The 20,758-nt window shown below is 71.4% G+C and carries 18 protein-coding genes; 10 read left to right on the top strand and 8 right to left on the bottom strand.

The annotated features are described in order from the left end of the window. Positions 1-292 precede the first annotated feature (292 nt). Complete coding sequence (locus ACLJQE_RS15560) at positions 293-2,029, bottom strand: DEAD/DEAH box helicase (RefSeq protein WP_410639922.1); 1,737 nt, start codon at positions 2,027-2,029, stop codon at positions 293-295. 234 nt (positions 2,030-2,263) lie between these two features. On the opposite strand from ACLJQE_RS15560, the gene ACLJQE_RS15555 reads away from it, so the two are divergent. Continuing rightward, positions 2,264-3,421 (top strand): YihY/virulence factor BrkB family protein, encoded by a 1,158-nt coding sequence (locus tag ACLJQE_RS15555; RefSeq protein WP_410639921.1) that lies wholly within the window; start codon positions 2,264-2,266, stop codon positions 3,419-3,421. Between the two features lie 88 nt (positions 3,422-3,509). Continuing rightward, positions 3,510-6,635 carry an efflux RND transporter permease subunit gene (locus ACLJQE_RS15550; protein ID WP_410639920.1) on the top strand — a complete coding sequence of 1,042 codons (3,126 nt, stop codon included), beginning with the start codon at positions 3,510-3,512 and terminating at the stop codon, positions 6,633-6,635. Between the two features lie 90 nt (positions 6,636-6,725). Here the strand turns inward: ACLJQE_RS15550 and ACLJQE_RS15545 are convergent, their stop codons facing one another. Next, positions 6,726-7,562 (bottom strand): hypothetical protein, encoded by an 837-nt coding sequence (locus tag ACLJQE_RS15545; protein WP_410639919.1) that lies wholly within the window; start codon positions 7,560-7,562, stop codon positions 6,726-6,728. Between the two features lie 163 nt (positions 7,563-7,725). Next, positions 7,726-7,968: a DUF3039 domain-containing protein gene (locus tag ACLJQE_RS15540; RefSeq protein WP_034284335.1), complete on the bottom strand. Its 243-nt coding sequence runs from the start codon at positions 7,966-7,968 to the stop codon at positions 7,726-7,728. Between the two features lie 68 nt (positions 7,969-8,036). On the opposite strand from ACLJQE_RS15540, the gene ACLJQE_RS15535 reads away from it, so the two are divergent. Genes ACLJQE_RS15535 through ACLJQE_RS15520 form a run of 4 tightly spaced genes read left to right on the top strand, consistent with a single transcriptional unit; the run spans position 8,037 to position 11,220 of the window. After that, positions 8,037-8,819 carry a sporulation protein gene (locus ACLJQE_RS15535; RefSeq protein WP_410639918.1) on the top strand — a complete coding sequence of 261 codons (783 nt, stop codon included), beginning with the start codon at positions 8,037-8,039 and terminating at the stop codon, positions 8,817-8,819. Beyond that, the gene (locus ACLJQE_RS15530; protein ID WP_410639917.1) at positions 8,819-9,436 is read left to right on the top strand and encodes a hypothetical protein; all 618 of its coding nucleotides are present in this window, start codon (positions 8,819-8,821) and stop codon (positions 9,434-9,436) included. The genes ACLJQE_RS15535 and ACLJQE_RS15530 overlap by 1 nt, the downstream gene beginning before the upstream one ends. A 9-nt stretch (positions 9,437-9,445) precedes the next feature. Continuing rightward, on the top strand, positions 9,446-10,351 hold the full coding sequence (locus tag ACLJQE_RS15525) for a pseudouridine-5'-phosphate glycosidase (protein WP_410639916.1): 906 nt from the start codon (positions 9,446-9,448) through the stop codon (positions 10,349-10,351). Continuing rightward, complete coding sequence (locus tag ACLJQE_RS15520; RefSeq protein WP_410639915.1) at positions 10,348-11,220, top strand: carbohydrate kinase family protein; 873 nt, start codon at positions 10,348-10,350, stop codon at positions 11,218-11,220. The genes ACLJQE_RS15525 and ACLJQE_RS15520 overlap by 4 nt, the downstream gene beginning before the upstream one ends. Positions 11,221-11,295: 75 nt before the next feature. On the opposite strand, the gene ACLJQE_RS15515 is transcribed toward ACLJQE_RS15520, so the two are convergent. Both ACLJQE_RS15515 and ACLJQE_RS15510 read right to left on the bottom strand, forming a co-directional pair. Further along, complete coding sequence (locus ACLJQE_RS15515; RefSeq protein ID WP_410639914.1) at positions 11,296-11,631, bottom strand: DUF3099 domain-containing protein; 336 nt, start codon at positions 11,629-11,631, stop codon at positions 11,296-11,298. 17 nt (positions 11,632-11,648) lie between these two features. Next, positions 11,649-12,914: an amidohydrolase gene (locus ACLJQE_RS15510; RefSeq protein ID WP_410639912.1), complete on the bottom strand. Its 1,266-nt coding sequence runs from the start codon at positions 12,912-12,914 to the stop codon at positions 11,649-11,651. Between the two features lie 28 nt (positions 12,915-12,942). Here ACLJQE_RS15510 and ACLJQE_RS15505 point away from each other — a divergent pair, with 28 nt between their 5' ends. The 4 genes from ACLJQE_RS15505 (at position 12,943) to ACLJQE_RS15490 (ending at position 18,664) form a co-directional block, all read left to right on the top strand. Next, on the top strand, positions 12,943-14,445 hold the full coding sequence (locus ACLJQE_RS15505; RefSeq protein ID WP_410639911.1) for a methyltransferase: 1,503 nt from the start codon (positions 12,943-12,945) through the stop codon (positions 14,443-14,445). Further along, a complete protein-coding gene (dtd, locus tag ACLJQE_RS15500; protein WP_410639910.1) occupies positions 14,442-14,867 on the top strand; it encodes a D-aminoacyl-tRNA deacylase in 426 nt (141 codons plus the stop codon). Before ACLJQE_RS15505 ends, dtd begins: the two co-directional genes overlap by 4 nt. 287 nt (positions 14,868-15,154) lie before the next feature. Next, positions 15,155-16,192 carry a sigma-70 family RNA polymerase sigma factor gene (locus tag ACLJQE_RS15495; protein WP_410639909.1) on the top strand — a complete coding sequence of 346 codons (1,038 nt, stop codon included), beginning with the start codon at positions 15,155-15,157 and terminating at the stop codon, positions 16,190-16,192. A gap of 819 nt (positions 16,193-17,011) precedes the next feature. Further along, positions 17,012-18,664: a fumarate hydratase gene (locus ACLJQE_RS15490; RefSeq protein ID WP_410639908.1), complete on the top strand. Its 1,653-nt coding sequence runs from the start codon at positions 17,012-17,014 to the stop codon at positions 18,662-18,664. A gap of 49 nt (positions 18,665-18,713) precedes the next feature. Here the strand turns inward: ACLJQE_RS15490 and ACLJQE_RS15485 are convergent, their stop codons facing one another. The 3 genes from ACLJQE_RS15485 to ACLJQE_RS15475 all read right to left on the bottom strand — a co-directional run bounded on the left by ACLJQE_RS15485 (position 18,714) and on the right by ACLJQE_RS15475 (position 20,754). After that, positions 18,714-19,370 (bottom strand): hypothetical protein, encoded by a 657-nt coding sequence (locus tag ACLJQE_RS15485; RefSeq protein WP_410639907.1) that lies wholly within the window; start codon positions 19,368-19,370, stop codon positions 18,714-18,716. 198 nt (positions 19,371-19,568) lie between these two features. Next, positions 19,569-20,126, bottom strand: a complete 558-nt coding sequence (locus tag ACLJQE_RS15480; RefSeq protein ID WP_410639906.1) for a hypothetical protein — start codon at positions 20,124-20,126, stop codon at positions 19,569-19,571. Positions 20,127-20,238: 112 nt separating this feature from the next. Beyond that, positions 20,239-20,754 (bottom strand): hypothetical protein, encoded by a 516-nt coding sequence (locus ACLJQE_RS15475; protein WP_410639905.1) that lies wholly within the window; start codon positions 20,752-20,754, stop codon positions 20,239-20,241. Positions 20,755-20,758: the final 4 nt, after the last annotated feature.

Below are 20,758 nucleotides of genomic sequence, written 5' to 3'. Positions count from 1 at the left end.
TCACGGTAAGTTACATCGAGGTTTCATCAAGGCGTGATGTTAGGCCGGTCGTGTGTACCGAGCGCAACCCGTGGCGAATCCACGGCTTTGCCTCGTGATCGGTCGCCGACTTGCGAAGTTCGGGCGATGAGGTGCCCCAAAGGCCACTCGGCGGGAGCCGCGGGGGCAGCCTGCCGGTGACAGAGCGATACGCAGCGTCACAAGCCTGGCGGTGCGGTGAACGCGCTCTCCCGGGGACGGACGGTGATCACCCGAACTTCAGCCTCCCGGGCGACAGCGCCCGGAGAACGGCTCACCAGGACCGCAGGGTCACGATCCGCTCTTCCAGCTGCTCGACGGTCGCCATGGCGGTCACCGGCCCGCCGCACACCCGCCGCAGCTCGTTGTGGATCGCGCCGTGCGGCTTCTTGGTCCGGTGGTGGTACATCCCCACCAGCGCGTTCAGCTCCTTGCGCAGCGCACCCAGCCGCTCGCTCACCGACTGCGGGCGGGCCGTCGGCGGCGGTGCTTCCTCTTTCGCCGGCTTGCGGCGCTTCTCGTCCGCGACCTGCTCTTCCTGCCGCTTCCGCAGCAGCGCGCGGACCTGGTCCGGCTCCAGCAACCCGGGCAAGCCGAGGTACTCCTGCTCCTCGTCCGAGCCCGAGAACACCGCGGTGCCGAACGAGTTGCCGTCGTAGATGACCTGGTCGAGCTCGGCCGAGGCGCCCAGCGAGGTGAACGCCTTCTCCTCCTCGCCCGGTTCGTCCTCGGTGCGGTTGGCCTGGGCCAGGAGCTCGTCCTCCCAGCCCTCCTTCTCGCGGTGCGGCTTGCCGAGCACGTGGTCGCGCTGGGCCTCCAGCTCGCTGGCCAGCTCCAGCAGCACCGGCACCGACGGCAGGAACACGCTCGCCGTCTCGCCCTTCTTGCGGGCCCGCACGTACCGGCCGATCGCCTGGGCGAAGAACAGCGGCGTCGACGCGCTCGTCGCGTACACGCCCACGGCCAGCCTCGGGACGTCGACGCCCTCCGAGACCATCCGGACCGCCACGATCCAGCGCTCGTTCGTCTCGGAGAACTCCTTGATCCGCCCCGAGGCCTTCGGGTCGTCCGAAAGCACCAGCGTCGGCATCTCGCCGGAGATGCGCTCCAGGATCTTCGCGTACGCCCGCGCCGACTCCTGGTCCGTCGCGATCACCAGGCCACCCGCGTCCGGCACGCTCTGGCGGACCTGCGACAGCCGCGTGTCGGCGGCCTGCAGCACCGCCGGGATCCACTCGCCCGCCGGGTCGAGCGCCGTGCGCCACGCCCGGGCGTTCTGCTCCGCCGTCAGCGGCTCGCCGAGCCGGGCGGTGAACTCCTCGCCCGCACTCGTGCGCCAGGACGCCTCGCCCGAGTACGCCAGGAAGACGACCGGCCGGACCACGCCGTCGGCCAGCGCGTCCGCGTAGCCGTACGAATGGTCGGCCTTGCTGCGCTGGAAGCCGCCCGCGTCCGGCTCGTAGGTGACGAACGGGATGGCCGAGTCGTCGGACCGGAACGGCGTCCCGGTCAGCGACAGGCGCCGCACGGCCGGGGTGAAGGCCTCGCGGATCGCGTCACCCCAGCTCTTCGCGTCGCCGCCGTGGTGGATCTCGTCGAGGATCACCAGCGTCTTGCGGTTCTCCGTGCGCACCCGGTGCAGCGTCGGGTGCGCCGCGACCTGCGCGTACGTCAGCGCGACGCCGTTGTAGTCGGACGAGGTGACGCCGGTGGTGTTGCGGAAGTTCGAGTCGATGGCGATGCCGGCCGCCGCGGCCGAGGCCGCCCACTGGTGCTTGAGGTGCTCGGTCGGGGTGACGATGGTGACCGCCTCGATCGTGCGGTCGCTCAGCAGCTCCGCGGCGATCCGCAGGCCGAACACCGTCTTGCCGGCGCCCGGCGTCGCCACCGCGAGGAAGTCCTTGGGCTTCTGCGTCAGGTACTTGGTGAGCGCCCGCCGCTGCCACGCCCGCAGCGGGCGCGCGGTCGAGTCCTTCTCCGCGGGAGGCGCCCCGAGCTGCGTCTCCGTCATGCCGGTCCTCCCCCTCGCTCATACCGCTCATACCGTTGACGTGCGAAAACCCTCACTGTGGTACCGACTGCTGCTGCATTGAGCGGCCGGCGACTTGCGGTGAGGGCACTGGAGCGAGTCTACCGGCCGGGTCCGACAGTTCCGGGCACCGGCACGGGTGAGGTTCGCCGACACGCCCGGCCGCAGGGGGCGTGACGAGCCAAATCAGCACGGATGGACCATGCTGGACACGTCATGGGTGAGGTGCAGCCGTCCGGAGCGACGAAGGTGGCCCGCAAGGGGCCGTGGCGCCTGCTGACGCGCACGCTCGGCAAGGCGTGGGACGGCAACATCTTCTCCGAGGCCGCCGAAGCGGCCTTCTGGCAGACGCTGTCGCTGCCCCCGCTACTGCTCGGCCTGCTCGGCAGCCTGGGCTTCGTCGGCGACTGGTTCGGCGCCGGCGTCGTCACGGCGGTGCACGACCGCATCATCGGCTTCTGCCGGACCGTGTTCAGCACCGACGCCGTCCAGGACATCATCGAACCGACCGTGAACAGCATCCTCACCGTCGGCAAGGGCGAGATCGTCTCGATCGGCTTCCTCATCTCGCTGTGGGCGGGTTCGTCGGCGATGTCGTCGTTCGTGGACGCGATCACCGTCGCGCACGACCAGTACGGCGTCCGCAACGACGTCTGGCAGCGGATCTTCGCACTCCTGCTGTACCTGTGCGGCCTGGTCATCCTGGTGGTCGGGCTGCCGCTGCTGGCGATCGGCCCCGACCTGCTGCCGGAGTTCTTCCCGGCGGCCTGGCGCCCGACCGTGACGTCGTGGGTGAGCACGCTGTACTTCCCCGCGCTCGGCGCGATGATCACCCTCGCGCTGACCACGTTGTACAAGCTCGCGCTGCCGCGGAAGCTGCCGTGGCACCGCGGGCTGCCCGGCGCGGTGCTCGCCATGGTCGTGTTCCTGCTGTCCTCGGTCGGCCTGCGCGTCTACCTGAACTGGATCACCAAGACCGGCTACACCTACGGCGCGCTGGCCGCGCCGATCGCGTTCCTGCTGCTGATGTTCTTCATCGGGCTGGCCGTGGTCGGCGGCGCGTACTTCAACAGCGCGATCCAGGAGCTGTGGCCGGCGAAGGCGACGCGGCGGCAGCGGCGCAAGTGGCGGCGGCTGGAGATGGAACGCGCGTCGGAGCGGCTGCGCTCGGAAGAAGGCCGCAAGCTCTGGGACCGCTCGACCACGCCGCTGCGGCGCCCACGCGCCGAAGACGCCGAAGACGCCGTCGCCGCCGACGGGGCCGAGCCGTCCGAAGAGGACACCTCGTCACCCAGCGCGCCGGAACCGGCACCCAGCGCTGTTCAGGGTCGTGTCTCCTCCCCAGGGACGACCCGGAATCCACCCTCAGACTGAGTCGCTCCTCAGCAGCGGCGTGAAAAGCTCTGCGGGCCGTTGACGCGGGCGGGAGTCGCCGCGTCGTTTTCGAGGGGGTTTTCACGTCATGTCCGTGCTGGCCAGACTGAGCCTGCGCAACCGGAGCCTGATCGGCCTGCTCGCGCTGGTCGTCGTCGGCTTCGGCGCCTTTGCGCTGCCGCAGCTCAAGCAGCAGCTGTTCCCGTCCCTGCAGTTCCCGCAGGCGCAGATCGTCACCGCGTACCCGGGAGCGTCGCCGGACGCGGTCGACCGGCAGGTTTCCGAGCCCCTGGAAGGCGGGCTCCAGGGGCTGAAGGGCCTCGAACAGCTCACTTCGACGTCGTCGGACGGCGTTTCCCGGGTCGTCGCGCAGTTCGAGTTCGGCACGGACATCGACACCGCCGTCTCGCAGATCCAGCAGGTGGTGAACCAGCTCCGGCCCCGGCTGCCGCAGAACACCGAGCCCGCCGTGTCCGCGGGCAGCACCGACGACCTGCCGGTGGTGCTGGTCGCGGCGGGCACCACCGGGGACCCGCAGGCACTCGCGCCCGCGCTGACCGACCAGGTGGCGCCGGAGCTGCGGAAGATCGACGGCGTCCGCACGGTCGCCGTCACCGGCGTGCGCCAGCCGCGCGTCACGATCACGCTCGACTACGCGAAGCTGGCCGCCGCGGGCGTCGATCCGGCGTCGATCGCGACCACGCTGCAGACGGCGGGCGCCGCGGTGCCGGCCGGCACGCTGACCGAGAACGGCAAGACGCTGTCGGTGCAGGTCGGCGGGGAACAGACCACTGTGGACAGTCTCCGCAACCTCTACCTGACGCCGGGTGCGGCGGCCCGGGGACGCGGGCCGGTCAAGCTGGGTGACGTCGCCGACGTCCAGGCCGGGTTCGCGCCGCCGACGTCGATCACGCGCACCAACGGCAAGCCGAGCCTCGGCCTCTCGGTCACCATGGTGGACAACGGGAACGCCGTCGCGATCTCGGACGCCGTCCGGGACAAGCTGCCGGACCTGGGGAAGAAGACCGGCGCCGAGATGAGCGTCGTGTTCGACCAGGGCACCCCGGTGAAGGACGCGATCAGCGGCCTGACCACCGAAGGCCTGCTGGGGCTGGCGTTCGCCGTCGTCGTCATCCTGCTGTTCCTGCTTTCGGTGCGCTCGACGCTGGTGACCGCGGTGTCGATCCCGCTGTCGGTGGTCGTCGCGCTGCTGGCGCTGTGGACCGGCGACCTGTCGCTCAACCTGCTCACCCTCGGCGCGCTGACCATCGCGATCGGCCGGGTGGTCGACGACTCGATCGTCGTGCTGGAGAACGTCAAACGACATCTGGCCTACGGCGAGGAGAAGGACCGCGCGGTGCTCGACGGCGTCCGCGAGGTGGCCGGCGCGGTCACCTCGTCCACACTGACGACCGTCGCGGTGTTCCTGCCGATCGCGTTCGTCGGCGGGTTCGTCGGCGAGCTGTTCTCGCCCTTCGCGATCACCGTGACGGTGGCGCTGCTGGCGTCGCTGCTCGTCTCGCTGACCGTGGTTCCCGTGCTGGCGTACTGGTTCCTGAAGCGGCCCGCGGTCCCGGCGGACGCGATCGAGGCCGAGCGGGCACGCGAAGCGGCCGTCGAGAAGGAACGCCGCAGCCTCCTGCAGCGCGCCTACCTGCCGGTGATCCGGTTCGCGACCCGGCGGCGGCTCACCGTCGTGCTGCTGGCCCTGCTGATCTTCGCCGGCACGGTCGGGCTCGCGACGCAGCTGAAGACGAACTTCCTCGACCAGTCCGGCGGCACCACGCTGAACATGACGCAGAAGCTGCCCGCCGGCACCAGCGTCGAGGCGAAGGAGCAGGCGGCCACGGCCGTCGAGCAGGCCCTCGCGGCGGAGCCCGCGGTGCAGACCTACCAGGTCAGCATCGGCGGCGGCGGGGCGTTCGGCTTCGGCGGCGGCACCTCGACGAGCATCTCGGTCACCGTCGTCAAGGACACCGACCTCGACGCGCTGTCGGACCGCCTGCGCGCGAAGCTGACGTCGCGGCCCGAGCTGGGCGAGATCAAGATCGGCGCGGACGCGTCCGGGTTCAACTCCGACCAGGTGTCGGTGACGGTGACCGCGCCGTCGGAGGCCGCGCTGAAGCCGGCGTCCGACCAGGTGGTGCAGGCGCTGCGCGGGGTGTCCGGGCTGACCGAGGTTTCGAGCGACCTGAGCGTCGGCTCGCCGCGGGTGCAGGTCGAGGTGGACGCCGCCGCGGCCGCCGCGCGCGGGCTGTCGGCGAGCACCATCGGGCAGATCGCCAACCAGGCGATCGCCGGGCGCACGGTGACGCAGCTGCCGGTCGGCGGGCAGCGCACGGACATCGTGCTGCGCACCGGAACGGCTCCGGTCACGGTCGACCAGGTGAAGGGCCTGCCGATCCCGGGCCCGGGCGGCGTCGTCCGGCTCGACGAGGTGGCCAAGGTGTCCACTGTGGATGGCCCGGCGTCGGTGCACCGCACCGGCGGCGACCTGAGCACCACGGTGACCGCGAAGAACACCGGTGCCGACCTGAGCAAGACCACCGCGGACATTCAGTCCAAACTAGACGGACTGACGTTCGCCGGTGGTGCGGCGTACTCGCTCGGCGGGGTCAGCCAGGACCAGCAGGAGGCCTTCTCGAACCTGTTCCTGGCGCTGCTGGCGGCCATCGCGATCGTGTTCCTCATCATGGTGGCGACGTTCCGGAGCCTGATCCAGCCGCTGATCCTGCTGGTGTCGATCCCGTTCGCGGCGACCGGCGCGATCGGGCTGCTGCTGGCCACCGGCACCGCGCTCGGCCTGCCGGCGCTGATCGGCATGCTGATGCTGGTCGGCATCGTCGTCACCAACGCGATCGTGCTGATCGACCTGGTCAACCAGTACCGCGCCGAGGGGATGAGCGTCTCCGACGCCGTCACCGAAGGCGGCCGGCGCCGGCTGCGGCCGATCCTGATGACCGCGGCGGCGACGATCTTCGCGCTGGTCCCGATGGCGCTGGGCATCACCGGCCAGGGCGGGTTCATCGGCCAGCCCCTCGCGATCGTGGTGATCGGCGGCCTGGTCAGCTCCACGCTGCTGACCCTGGTGCTGGTCCCGACCCTCTACACGATGGTCGAGACCCGCAAGGAACGCCGCCGAGCCCGCCGCGAAGCCCGCCGAACCCCCGCACAGGCCCCGGACTCGGAGTCCCTCAACCCGGAACTCGCGTGATTTAAGCCGGATCTCGTGTGATTGGGGCCGTAACTCGCGAGTTACGGCCCCAATCACGCGAGTGACGGGCCTGATCACGCGAGTTCCGGGTTACTGGCGGAAGCGGTAGGTCTTGCTGTCGAAGAGGATGCAGATGCTCGGGGACAGCACGATCACGCGGAGGGTGGCGTCCCGCTCGTCGAAGTCGATGCCCTCGACCTCGAACGAGCCCGAGCAGCCGCTGCGGAGCGGGAGCTGGCCGAGCGAAGTGACGTGGCCGGCGACGTCCGCGCCGGACAGCGGGCCGGACAGGTCGATCTGCAGCAGCGGCTTCGTCGTGCCGAAGAGGCTGCCGTCCGGATCGTCGGACGCGCAGAGCAGGCGGGTCGCGGTCTGGAAGTCGCAGCCCTGGACGTCGCGGACCCGGTGGTCGAGCCGGATCGCCGCCGCGTACGGCAGGTTCTGCGCCGGGTTCGTGGCCACCACGCCCGGCATCGGGTGCACCAGCAGCCGGTCCATGGTGCCCCACTCCCCCGCCACCAGCCAGCGCGCGTCGGGCGAGACCGCGGCGAAGGAGTTGTTGTTCGCTTCCCACGGCTCGAGGGCGTGCTTGTGGTTCGCCCACGAGCCGTTCGGGGCCTGGACGCGGAAGAGCTTCGCGCCGCGGTCGTCACGCTGGTAGGGCTCGACGTACCAGCCCTGGGCCGAGCCCGGGTCGCCGACGTGGTTCCAGCCCTGCGAGTTCAGCTCGGCCGGGATCGTGCCGATCCCGGTGTAGCGGATCGTGGTGCCCGACGGGCGCACGATCGTGGCGAGTCCTTGGCTCTCGTCGAGGGCCCTGGCGTTGTCGGACCCGACCTCCGTCCAGCCCGTGACGGCCTGGGCCAGCGCGGGCGAGACCACGGCGAGCAGGGTGACGAGGGCGAGCACGATCCCGGTTCTGCGCATGTGCGACTCCGGCGGGTGAGGAAACCTGGCAGGGAGGATCTACCAGGACTCCCGCACCCGGCACACCCGCCGAATGAAGGTTTTTCACATTTGTTCGGTGATCTGTCCGATTCCGGACAGCAAGAAGTCCCGGCGGGTCCACCCGCCGGGCTTCAGGCCGGGATCACTTCCCGGGACGGAGACTGTCGTAGATCTCCTTGCAGGCCGGGCAGACCGGCGACCCGGGCTTCGGCGACTTCGTCACCGGGAAGACCTCGCCGCAGAGCGCCACCACGTGAGTTCCCATGACCGCGCTCTCGGCGATCTTGTTCTTCTTCACGTAGTGGAACATCTTCGGCGTGTCGTCGTCGGTGGTGTCCGTGCCCTCGGGCGTGGTTTCCGGCTTCGTCAGCGTCTCGGTGCTCACCCGTCCATTGTGCCCGAGTCCCGCCGAACCCCCCGCGATCGGCCCCTCGGCCTGGCAGGATCGCCGTCATGTTCCAGAAGGTGCTCGCGACGTTCGGCTCGGGCGGGGCGCGGATCGACGCCCGCCTGCTCGACCGGACCGCCGCCCCCGGCCGCCCGCTGCACGGCGAGGTGCTCCTGCTCGGCGGCGAGGTCGACCAGGAGATCAAGGGGCTCGCGGTGGCGCTGCTGGCCCGCGTCCAGGTGCCCGGTGGCAAGGTCGAAGACCTCCCGTTCGGCACCCGGCAGCTGGTGGGCAGCGAGCTCATCCGGGCCGGGCAGCAGGTCCGGGTGCCGTTCGAGGTGCCGCTGCCCTGGGAAACGCCGGTGACCAGCGTCTACGCCAAGCCGCTGACCGGCATGGCGGTCGGCGTCCGGGCCGAGCTCGACCTGGCCGCGGTCAGCGACCCGTTCGACGCCGACGCCGTCGCGATCGAACCCCTCCCGGCGCAGAAGCGGATCCTCGACGCGCTGAGCCGGCTGGGCTTCACCTTCCGCGAGGCGGTCCTCGAACAGGGCCGGGTCGACGGTGCCCGCCAGCAGCTGCCGTTCTTCCAGGAGATCCGCTTCGCGCCTTCGCCGCGCTTCGCCGGCGTCTTCTCCCAGGTCGCGGTCACCTTCCTGACCTCGGCCGAGTGCACCGACGTCGTGCTGGAGGTCACCAAGCGGGTCCGGGTGAGCAAGACCGGCGGGTTCGGCGGCCGCGGCCAGGACTTCCTCGGGATGTTCACCGTGAAGCCGGACGTGCAGTGGGAGCGGCAGCTCGAAGACTGGCTCGACCAGGTGTCGCGGCCGCGCGGGATCTTCGACTGATGCTCCTGCCCGACGCGGTCGCCGCGCTCGGCGGCACGTCCGACGCCTGGCCGCGGCTGGCAGCCCGGTACGCCGAGCCGCACCGTCGCTACCACACGCTCACCCACGCGGCCGCCGTCGCGCGCGACTCCGCCTGGCTGGCCGAAGGCCTCGGCGCCACCGAACGCGCCGTCGTCGCCGTAGCGGCCTGGACGCACGACGTCGTGTACGACGCGAAGCCCGGCGAAGACGAGCGCGCCAGCGCCGCCTGGGCCCGCGAGGCCCTCGAAGGGGTGGCCGATGCCCACGTCGAGCGCGTCGAAGGCCTGATCCTCACCACGATCGAGCACGACGCCCCGCCGGACGACCTCCTGGCCACCGCCCTGCTCGACGCCGACCTCGCCATCCTCGGAGCGTCCGAAGAGCAGTACGCGGCGTACGCCCGCGGAGTGCGCGAGGAGTACGCGAAGTACCCCGACGACGTCTGGTGCGAAGGACGCATCGCCGTCCTCGAGCGCCTGCTGTCGCGGCCGCTCTACCGCAGCGAAACCGCGCGAACACGCTGGGCGAGCGCCGCCGGAAAGAACCTGACCGCCGAGCTGACCCACTGGCGCCGCGCGCGGGGCGATCACCGATGATGGTCCCTCGTGACTACCGCACTCTCGCTGCACGAAGAGGTCGCCTCGGCGCTGCGTGACGGGCACCCCGTCGTCGCGCTGGAGAGCACCATCCTGTCCCACGGCCTGCCGCCGGGCCGCAACCTCGACGTCGCCCGCCGCCTCGAAGGCGTGGTCCGCGACGGTGGCGCCGTCCCGGCCACGATCGCGGTGCTCGACGGGCGGGTCGTCGTCGGCCTCTCCCCCGCCGAGCTCGAACGCGTCTGCGCGCCGGACGCCGGCCTGGACAAGCTGTCGCTGCGCGATCTCGGCCCCGCCGTCGGCCTCGGCCGCTCGGGCGCGACGACCGTGGCGAGCACCTCGGCGCTGGCCGCCGCGGCCGGCATCGGCATGTTCGCCACCGGCGGGCTCGGCGGCGTGCACGTCGGCGCCGCGCAGTCCTGGGACGTTTCGGCGGACCTCGGTGTGCTGGCCAAGGTGCCGACCGTGGTCGTCTGCTCCGGCGTGAAGTCGGTGCTCGACATCCCGGCCACCCTCGAGGTGCTGGAGACGAACTCGGTGCCGGTGCTGGGCTACCGCACCGATGACCTCCCGGCGTTCTACCTGCGCTCGTCGGGGCACCGGGTCGGCTGGCGGGTCGACGACCCGAAGCAGGCCGCCGCCGTCATCGACGCGCACCGCGCGTACGCGAATTCGGGTGTCCTGCTGGCGAACCCGATCCCGGAAGCGTCCGAAATGGACAAAGAGCTGCACGACCGGCTGCTCGCCGAGGGCCTCGCCCTCGTCGAAGCGCGGGGCGTGCACGGCGCCGACGTCACGCCGGTGCTGCTGGAGCACTTCCACACCGCGAGCGGCGGCGTGAGCATCGACGCGAACGAAGCGCTGGTGCTCAACAACGCGAAGCTCGCGACCGAGGTGGCGGTGGCGCTGGCATGACCGGGATCGTGGTGGTCGGCGACGCGGCCCTCGACGTGATCGCCCGGCACGACAAGCCGTTGCCGCACGGCGGCGACGCCCGCGCGAAGATCCGGTTCACCGGCGGCGGCTCGGGCGCCAACACGGCGCTGTGGCTGCGTTCGCTCGGCGTGGAGACGACGCTGCTCGCCCGGATCGGCGACGACCCGGGCGGCCGGCTCATCCGCGCCGAACTGGAGGCGGCGGGCGTGCGGTGCGCGTTCGCCGTCGACCCCGAGGCCCCGACCTGCTGCGTCGTCGTGATGGTCGACGGCTCCGGGCAGCGCAGCATGCTCGCCGACCGCGGCGCGAACCAGCGGTTCGCCCCCGAGGACGTCACCGCCGACGCGCTGGCGGGCGCCCGGCACCTCCACCTGTCCGGTTACGTGCTGCTGGACCCGCCGTCGCGCGCGGCCGGTCTCGCCGCACTGGCGGCCGCTCGCGAGGCGGGGTTGACGACGTCGGTCGACCCGCAGGCGGCCGCGCACATCACCGACCCGGCCGCGTTCATGGCCGACGTCCGCGGAGTCGACCTGCTGCTGCCGAACACCGAAGAGCTGGTCGCGCTGACCGGTTCGGCCGACCCGGCGTCGGCGAAGGAACTGCTCGGCGCGGTCGGCGCGGTGGTCGTCACCGCGGGGCTGAACGGCGCCAGCTGGGTCGACGCGGACGGCGTCACGAGCGTGCCCGCGGTCGAGGCCGACTGCGTCGACTCGACGGGCGCGGGCGACGCCTTCGACGCGGGCGTGCTCACCGGCTGGCTGGCCGGTGAGTCCACTGTGGACGTCCTGCGCCACGGAACCCGCCTGGGCGCACTCGCCGTCGGAAAGGTCGGACCTCAGCCGGCCTAAATCCGCATCTTTCTCGGCGAAAGATGCGCCTCAGGCGCCCCGGAGCACGTCTTTCGTCGGACAGGTGCGCCTCGGTCAGCCGTCGATGACGCGGTGGCTGGTGCTTTCGATCGCCTTCGCCTCGCGCTGGTAGGTCGAGACCTTCTCGGACTTGCGGGGCGGGCGGTCGTTGGCGATCAGCACGGCGATCCACGGCAGCGGCACCGAGATCGCCAGGAACGTCAGCGCCAGCCACCACACGTGGTAGGTGAGCCCGGCCGCGATCAGGCACGGGATGCGGCAGGCCATCATGATGACGTACTTGCGCTTGCGTGCCGCGAACTGCTCTTCGTACGACGGGGCCGCCCCGGTGATCAGCACCGGGTCCGAGTCGTTGGCGGGCATGGTCACTGCACCACCTCCGTCGTCCATCGTCCCACTTGCGCGGTTCATCCGACACCGGGGTGAGCCAACTTGCTCAGGGCCGCCACGACGAGGGTTTCGATGCCCGTGCGCAGGGTCGGGTGCAGCACCGGGGCGAACCGCGGCGAGTGGTTGGACGGGATGTCGCGCTCGAACCGGCCCTCGGTCATCGCGGTGATCACCGTCGGCGGGTCGAAGCCGCCGACCAGCCAGAACACCGACGGCACGCCGGCCGCCCGGCCGAACTCGCTGAAGTCCTCACTGCCGGTGATCAGCGGCGCCGGCAGCACGACGTCGGTGCCGAAGCGGCCGCGGAAGACCTCGGTGAGCGCCTCGTTGGCGGCCTCGTCGTTTTCCGTGACGGGGTAGGAGCCGGACCGTTCGATCACCGGCGGCTTCGGCGCGCCCGCCGTGGCGGCCTCGCCGTTGACGATCCGCTCGACCGCGGCCAGCACCCGCTCCCGCACGGCCTGGTCGAAGGACCGGACGTTGACCTCCAGGACGGCGTCGTCGGCGATGACGTTGCTCGCCGTGCCCACGTGCAGCGAGCCGACGGTGACCACCGCCGAGTCCGTGGCCGCGATCTCGCGCGACACGATCGTCTGCAGCTTGAGGACCACGGACGCGGCCAGCACGGCCGGGTCGACGGTGGTCTCCGGGCGCGAGCCGTGCCCGCCGCGGCCGTGCAGGGTGACGCGCAGCGTGTCGGTGGCGGCCATGATCACGCCGGGCCGGGTGAGCACCCAGCCCGCCGGGCCGGGCACCAGGTGCTGGCCGAACACGACGTCGGGTTTCCCGGCGACGTCGAACAGGCCGTCGCGGACCATCGCCACGGCGCCGCCCGCGCCCTCCTCCCCCGGCTGGAACACCACCAGCAGCGTGCCGGCCCAGGTGTCGCGGCCCTTCGCGAGCAGCGCGGCGGCGCCGGAGAGCCAGGTGGCGTGCATGTCGTGCCCGCAGGCGTGCATGACGGGGACGTCGTTGCCGTGCTCGTCGGTGCCACGGGCGGTGCTGGCGTACGACAGCCCCGTCTTCTCCTCGACCGGCAGCGCGTCGATGTCGGCTCGCAGCAGCACCGTGGGCCCCGCGCCGTTGCGCAGTACGCCCAGCACGCCGGTGCCGGCGATGCCGGTGTGCACCTCGTAGCCGTCGCCCTCGAGCCGCCGGGCCAGCTCCGCCGCCGTCCGGGTCTCGGCGAAGGACAGCTCCGGGTGCCGGTGCAGGTCGATGTACAGCGCTTCGAGTTCGGGCAGCGCCGCGTCGAGCGGGGCGAGGACGCGTTCAAGGGTCACGGGGGCCATCGTGGCAGCATTACCCACCGTGAGCACGCGAACGGGATTGCCCGACCTGTCCGACGACGTCTGCGCGCGGTTGCGCGAGGCCTTCCGGCGCACCTCCTACGACGCCGACGGCGTGGTGGCGGCCCTCGGCGGCGCCGCGCACGCCGCGCTGGGCCGCGGCGAGCCGGTGCCCGCCGAGCGCACGAGCCGGGACGCCGGCGACCTCGGCACGCTGATCCGGCTGTTCCTGCTGGGCGGCACCGAGCCGGAGACCGCCGTCAAGGCCGCGATCGCGCCGCTCGCACCGGAAGACGCCGTGGCCGCCGGGGTCCTCGACGCGGTCGCCGACGGCTACCGGGCCGCCCTGGACATCCGGCCGCACGGCGACGAAGAGGGCTCCTGGTGGGTCGTGTCGGACCTCGACGCCGACCTGCTCGGCCACACCGTCCCGGAGGACCACGTGCTCGGCGTCGGCCACGCGTCGCTGTCGCTGATCCGCGCGACCGGCCGCCGTCCCGTCGGCACCCTGCTCGACCTGGGTACGGGCAATGGCGTGCAGGCGCTGCACGCCACCCGGCACGCGCAGCGCGTCACCGCCACCGACGTCTCCGCGCGGGCCCTCGCGCTGGCCGCGGCGACCTTCCGGCTGAACGAGCTGGACGTCGAACTCGTGCGCGGCGAGTGGTTCGCGCCGGTCGCGCGGCGGAAGTTCGACCAGGTCGTGTGCAATCCGCCGTTCGTGGTCGGCCCGGCGCGGGTCGACTACACCTACCGCGACTCCGGGCTGGCCGGCGACGACGCGAGCGCGCTGGTCGTGCGGCAGCTGCCGGGTTTCCTGACCGACGGCGGCACCGGCCACCTGCTCGCGTCCTGGCTGCACACCGGCAAGGAGGACTGGGCCGATCGGGTGAGCAGGTGGCTGCCTGCCGAGACCGACGCCTGGTTCGTGCAGCGCGATGTCGCCGATCCCGCGCTCTACGTCGGCACGTGGCTGCGGGACGCCGGCCTCGACCCGCGCTCGCCCGAAGGCCGGGCGAAGGCGGCGGCGTGGCTGGATTGGTTCGCCGCCAACGACGTCCGGGGCGTCGGCTTCGGGTTCGTCACGCTGCGGCGGGCGTCCGGGCGGACACCGGCCGTCGTGTGCGAAGACCTGCGGCAGGCCTACGACGACCCGCTGGGGCCGGAAGCGGCGGGCTGGCTGGACCGCGTGGAATGGCTCCGCAATTCGGGCGATTCATTGCTCGATGTCCGCTTTGTGGTGCCGGACACGGTTTTGCTCGAGAGCGTCGAGGAGCCCGGCGACGAAGGCTGGGCGACGACCGTCCGGCGGCTGCACCGCACCGACGGGCCGGGTTGGCAGCACGAGGTCGACGAACTGGTGACGCGGCTGCTGGCGGGCTGCCGCGGCGCGCTCCCGCTGGCCGACCTGATCGAGCTCCTGGCGGCCGCGCAGGGCCTGTCGCCGGAGGAGCTGGCGGCCGCCGCGCTGCCCGTCGTCCGGGAGCTCGTCCGGCACGGCATGCTCGTCCCGGCGGACCGGTGAGGGCCGTCGCGGCCCGCGTCACGCGGGCGGACGTCACCGTCGACGGCGAAGTCGTCGGCGCGATCGACGAGCCGGGTTTGCTTGTACTGCTGGGAATTCACGTCGACGACGACACCGCGAAGGCCGTCACGATGGCTCGCAAACTGCACGAACTGCGCGTGCTGCACGACGAGGAATCATGCGCCAGCGCGAATGCGCCACTGCTCGTGGTGAGCCAGTTCACGCTCTACGGCGACACGAAGAAAGGACGGCGGCCGTCGTGGACGCAGGCGGCCCGGCCGGAGGTCGCCGAACCGTTGGTGGACGCCGTCGTGGCCGAGCTGCGCGGCCGCGGCGCCACTGTGGCCACCGGCCGGTTCGGCGCGATGATGGCGGTCTCCAGCGTCAACGACGGTCCGTTCACGATTGTCGTAGAGGTCTAGACCATCCCGTCCGGTTCACTTCCTGACCGGATTCATATGGGATTCTCAGGTTTCCCCGTCACGGAACGTTCTCAGCAAAAGCTCAGCAATGGTTCAGCAACCGGATCGCTCCCGCAGCCGTCTTCTTCTATGACGAGCCGGGAACGTTTTGGGAACCCGGAGCGTTGTGCCAGATGTCCAGCCAAGCCGGCCGGACCGGCGTACCGGGATCCACAGGCCCCGGTCCGCGGGTACGCACCCGGTGGACGACCGCAGCAGCACGTTCAGCCCGTGACCGGGGAGGCAGAATGTCAGTCCAGACTCTCGAACGCGAGTCACGCGGGATTCGCGAGCGCATCCCGGCTCAGACGGTGTCGTCGCCAGAGGAGCCGCTGAGCGTGGGGACGCTCACCGACGCCGACCTCGACGCCCAGAGCCCCGCCGCCGACCTCGTCCGCGTCTACCTCAACGGCATCGGCAAGACGGCGCTGCTGTCCGCGGCCGACGAGGTCGAGCTGGCCAAGCGCATCGAAGCCGGCGTGTTCGCCCAGCACATGCTGGACACCGCCGAGCAGCTCACGGCCAAGCGCCGCACCGAGCTGGCCGCGCTGGTCCGCGACGGCCACGTCGCCAAAAACCACCTGCTGGAGGCCAACCTCCGCCTGGTGGTCTCGCTGGCCAAGCGCTACACCGGCCGGGGGATGCCGCTGCTCGACCTGATCCAGGAGGGGAACCTGGGCCTGATCCGCGCGGTGGAGAAGTTCGACTACTCCAAGGGGTTCAAGTTCTCGACCTACGCCACTTGGTGGATCCGGCAGGCCATCACCCGGGGGATGGCCGACCAGGGCCGCACCATCCGGCTGCCCGTCCACCTGGTGGAACAGGTGAACAAGCTGGCCCGCATCAAGCGCGACCTGCACCAGCAGCTCGGCCGCGACGCGACGCACGAGGAGCTGGCCGCCGAGTCCGGCATCCCGGCGCACAAGATTTCGGACCTGCTGGACCACTCGCGTGACCCGGTAAGCCTGGACATGCCGGTCGGCGCCGAGGAGGACGCCCCGCTGGGCGACTTCATCGAGGACTCCGAGGCGACTGACGCCGAGAGCGCCGTGATTTCGGGCCTGCTCCAGGACGACCTGCGCCGGGTGCTGGCCACGCTGGACGACCGCGAGCAGCACGTGATCCGCCTGCGCTACGGCCTCGACGACGGCCAGCCGCGCACGCTCGACCAGATCGGCAAGCACTTCGGGCTGTCCCGCGAGCGCGTCCGCCAGATCGAGCGCGAGGTCATGTCGAAGCTGCGCCAGGGCGAGCGCGCGGACCGGCTTCGCGCGTACGCCAGCTGATCGGTTCCACGTTTCTCGTCCGAGGGCGGGTGCACATCGTGCACCCGCCCTCGGTCATTTCGGCACGGCGCTGACCAGGCATTCGGCCGGGCGTGAAAATTTTCCACGAAAGCCGGGTTTCGTCGCCGACAAGCCTGGGTAGCAAACCTCCGCCAGCACCCATTCGGCGGCGTTGACTTATGACCTGCGTCACGACAGCCTCGATTGAGGCGGCCACCGAGCGATCAGTGCCGGCGCAGGCCTCGCGACCGGGTGTGCACGCATCCGGGAGCTTTCCCCGGGAGGTCGGGTCCGTCGGGGTGGACCCGGCCTCCCGACCAGCTTCCGCGGCGCACCCGGCCGGTCAAGTCCGGTACCCGGACGGTTGGCTCGCGCACTCAGAGGGTCGGCTCACGTGCCCGGCCAGTCGGCTCGCGTACCCAGACGGTCGGCTCACGTACCCAGAGGGTCGGCTCGCGCACTCAGAGGGTCGGCTCACGCACCCAGAGGGTCGGCTTACGTACCCAAACCGGTCGGCTCACGCATCCAGGCCGCCAGGCCGCACTCACGGGGGCGGGCCGCGTACCCAGGCAGTCGGGCTGCGTACTCAGAGGGTCGGACGGTCGGGTCATCGCGCGTTGTCCACAACTTGGCGGTCTTGTGGACCGGCAAGCGCCGATCGCCGTTTTCCCGGCTTTCCCGTCGGGCGGCGCCGATACGCTGGACCCGGGGGGCGCCCCCGGCGGGTGGGGTGGCCCACAGTGACCGGGTGCTTCTGTCCGGTGCCCGCCTCGCCTGCGTAGGGTGGACCGATCCCGGAGCTGGCAAAGGAGCCTGGCAGTGCCGTCCACCACGTTTCAGCACACCGAAGTCCTGCCGCTGGGCAAGGACACCACCACCGAATACCGGCTGGTCACCGACGAGGGCGTCGAGACCGTCGAAGCCGCCGGGCGGACCTTCCTGAAGATCGACCCGGAAGCGCTCACCACGCTGGCCCGCACCGCCATCACCGACATCCAGCACCTGTTGCGCACGTCACACCTGCAGCAGCTGCGGGCCATCGTCGACGATCCCGAAGCGAGTGGCAACGACCGGTTCGTCGCCATGGACCTGCTGCGCAACGCCGCCATCTCGGCCGGGGGTGTCCTTCCCATGTGCCAGGACACCGGGACCGCCATCGTCATCGGCAAGCGCGGCGAAGGCGTCCTCACCGGCGGTGACGACGAGCGTGCCCTCTCACAGGGGATCTTCGACGCCTACCAGCAGCTGAACCTGCGGTACTCGCAGATGGCGCCGGTCAGCTTCTGGGACGAGCGCAACACCGGCACCAACCTGCCCGCGCAGATCGAGCTGTACCACAAGGAAGGGGACCCGTCCTACGAGTTCCTCTTCATGGCCAAGGGCGGCGGCAGCGCCAACAAGACGTTCCTCTACCAGGAAACCAAGGCCATCCTGAACCCGAAGCGGCTCGCGCGGTTCCTCGACGAAAAGCTGCGCAGCCTCGGCACCGCCGCCTGCCCGCCCTACCACCTCGCGATCGTCGTCGGCGGGATGTCCGCGGAGTTCAACCTCAAGGTCGCGAAGCTCGCCTCCGCGCGCTACCTCGACAACCTGCCGCAGGAGGGCTCCGAACTCGGCCACGCCTTCCGCGACCCGGACCTCGAGCAGCAGGTGCTGGAGATGACCCGGCAGTTCGGCATCGGCGCGCAGTTCGGCGGGAAGTACTTCTGCCACGACGTCCGCGTCATCCGGCTGCCGCGCCACGGGGCGAGCTGCCCCGTCGGCATCGCCGTCTCGTGCTCGGCCGACCGGCAGGCCAAGGCCAAGATCACCGCCGACGGCGTGTTCATCGAACAGCTCGAGCGCGATCCGGCCCGCTTCCTGCCCGACGTCACCGAGGAAGACCTCTCCGACGACGTCGTCGCCGTCGACCTCACCCGGCCGATGGCCGAGATCCGCGCCCAGCTTTCGCAGCTGCCGGTCAAGACGCGGCTTTCGCTCACCGGGCCGCTGGTCGTCGCGCGGGACATCGCGCACGCCAAGATCGCCGAGCGCCTCGAGGCCGGCGAGGAGATGCCGGGCTACCTGAAGGACCACCCGGTCTACTACGCGGGCCCGGCGAAGACGCCCGAGGGCTACGCGTCCGGTTCGTTCGGCCCGACCACGGCCGGGCGGATGGACTCCTACGTCGAGCAGTTCCAGGCCGCCGGCGGCTCACTCGTCATGCTGGCCAAGGGAAACCGCTCGAAGCAGGTGACGAACGCGTGCCAGGCGCACGGCGGGTTCTACCTCGGCTCCATCGGCGGCCCGGCCGCGCGGCTCGCGCAGGACTGCATCAAGAAGGTCGACGTCCTCGAGTACGCCGAGCTCGGCATGGAAGCCGTCTGGAAGATCGAGGTCGAGGACTTCCCGGCGTTCGTCGTGATCGACGACAAGGGCAACGACTTCTTCGCCAGCACCGGGGATCCGGTGCTGCAGATCAGCTTCCGTTAGCCCACCGGGAAAGGGGACACCGGCCCGCCGCCGGTGTCCCCTTCCTCCCTCAGCCGACGCGCTCGATCCGCGCGCGCCGGATGAGGAACTTCCCGGGTTCCCGGACCTGTTCGAAGGCCGCGTTGTTGAGCAGCGTGCAGCTGCCCGACACCGACGTCACCTCCACCGTCGTGGCCTTCGAGTTGTCCAGGTTGGTCACCTTCAGCTTCGTCCCGGCCGGGAACTGGTTGCTCGACGCGGCCGGCGCGCCGCCCTCGCCCGAGAGCGTCACGGTCGAACCGGGGCACACGACCTCGCCCACCGCCGCACCCGCGTCGGCAGCCGGCTGCTCCTGCGGCCCGGGCGCCTGGTCCTGGCCCGGTGCGTTGCCGGCCGGCGCCGGGGCCGCCTGGCCGTTGCCCGCCGCGACGTTCGCCGTGCAGCCCGCCACTTGCCGCCGCTGCTGGATCAGGTCCACCACCGCCTGCCGGTTGGCGATCCGCGCGGCCGACTGCGCGTCCGGGTTCGCCTGCTGGCCCGCGATGAAGTTCAGGTTGTTCTGCAGTGCGGTGTCGAGTCCCCCGCAGTTCTCCTTGGGCGCTTCGGCCGCGTTGCCCGCGGGACTGCTCAGCGCGATGGCGGTCGCGGTGACGGCGGAAACACCCAGCAACGCGGCCAGTCCGACGGTCGCCTGCTTGCGGTGCCTGCCACTGCTCAACCGGGGCATGGGCCCCTCCTCTCTGATCGCCACCTCACCGGGGGACACGGCCCGGTCACGACGGCGGTTCAGCGGGAGCCCTGACAATTTTCGACAACTTCGACGAAGCGGACCACGGGCAGCCCGTGGTCCGGACCACCGGACGGCGACCGTCCACTGCGGACAGCACGCGGCCCCCGGGGAGCTTCCCCGGGGGCCGCGCGGCGCTTACTTCGGCGGCGTGCTCTTCAGCACCACCGTGCGCTGGTCCAGCGGCGCGGCCAGCGCCACGGAGATCACCGGGTACCGGATGTCCATCGTGCACATCTGATTGGTCTGGGCCTTCGTCTCGGTCAGGTTGACGACCACGCGGTCACCCGCCTGCTCGGCCGCCTCGCCGAGCGCGTGGCCGCAGCCGCCTTCCTGGGCGCGGATGTTGAGGACGGTGCCGCCGTTGGCCGTCCACACCTCGCGCGGGAACCCGGCGGGCAGCGCGGTCGCGTCGATCTTGGCCGCCGGCACCGGGGTGCTGCCTTCGGGCACGGTCAGCCGGGGCTTGCCCGGCGGGTTGGCCGTCGGCGGGGCCGGCTGCACCGATTCGCTCGGCGACGGCGACGGCGACGGCGACGGCGACGGCGACGGCGACGGCGTTTCCGGTGCGGGTGCGGGTGCCGACACGCTGCCGGTCGAACCCGCGGGCTGGCTGGTGGGCATGCTTCGGTCGGCGCAGGCCGTCACCATCAGCAGGAGCGCGCCTGTCCCGACCACCTTCGCTGAGTACCTCATGTCCCCAAGACGGAACGGGGACGGTCCGGGGTTGCATCGATCGAGCCCCGGACATGGTCTGGGAGGGCCACCCCCGGGCATCCCGGGGTGGCCCTCCCAGCGTCCGTGGCGGTCAGCCCTGGCGGAGGACGACCGTGCGCGTGCCCAGTGGTGCCGCGAGGGCGAGGGGCAGCTTGATCTCCCTGAGGTAGTCCGGGCACATCCGGCCCTTGGGGGCGGGCTGCACGGCGATCAGCACGACCACCTGCTGCGCGGTCTGCTCGCCGACGTGGGCCGAGATGCGGCGGCAGCCACCCTCCTCGGCCTGCAGGACCAGGGTCTGCCCGTCGAGGCTCCGGGTGAGGCTGCGCGGGTAGCCCTCGGGCAGCTCGCGGGCGTCGACCTGCGTCTCGGCGATGACGTCGTCGCCGGGCGCGATGCCCTGCGTCGGCCGTCCGACCGTCTGCGACGGCGGCGGGCCGAGCGTGGGCGTCACGGTCCCCGGCACGCTCGCCGACGTGGTAGGCGCCGTGGGCGTCTCGGGCGCCGAGCCGGTGCCCGCCGGGGCCCCGGCGCCGGAGTTCGCGGCGCAGGCCGTCGCCGCGAGCAGCAGCAGGCCCGCGCCCAGCAGTTTCACCGTGGTACGCATACCT

Origin of the sequence: Amycolatopsis sp. lyj-346, from assembly GCF_046548975.1 — a bacterium.
GTDB lineage: Bacteria > Actinomycetota > Actinomycetes > Mycobacteriales > Pseudonocardiaceae > Amycolatopsis.
The sequence above is the reverse complement of the archived record's forward strand: the minus strand, read 5'-3'. Positions and strand labels throughout refer to the sequence as shown.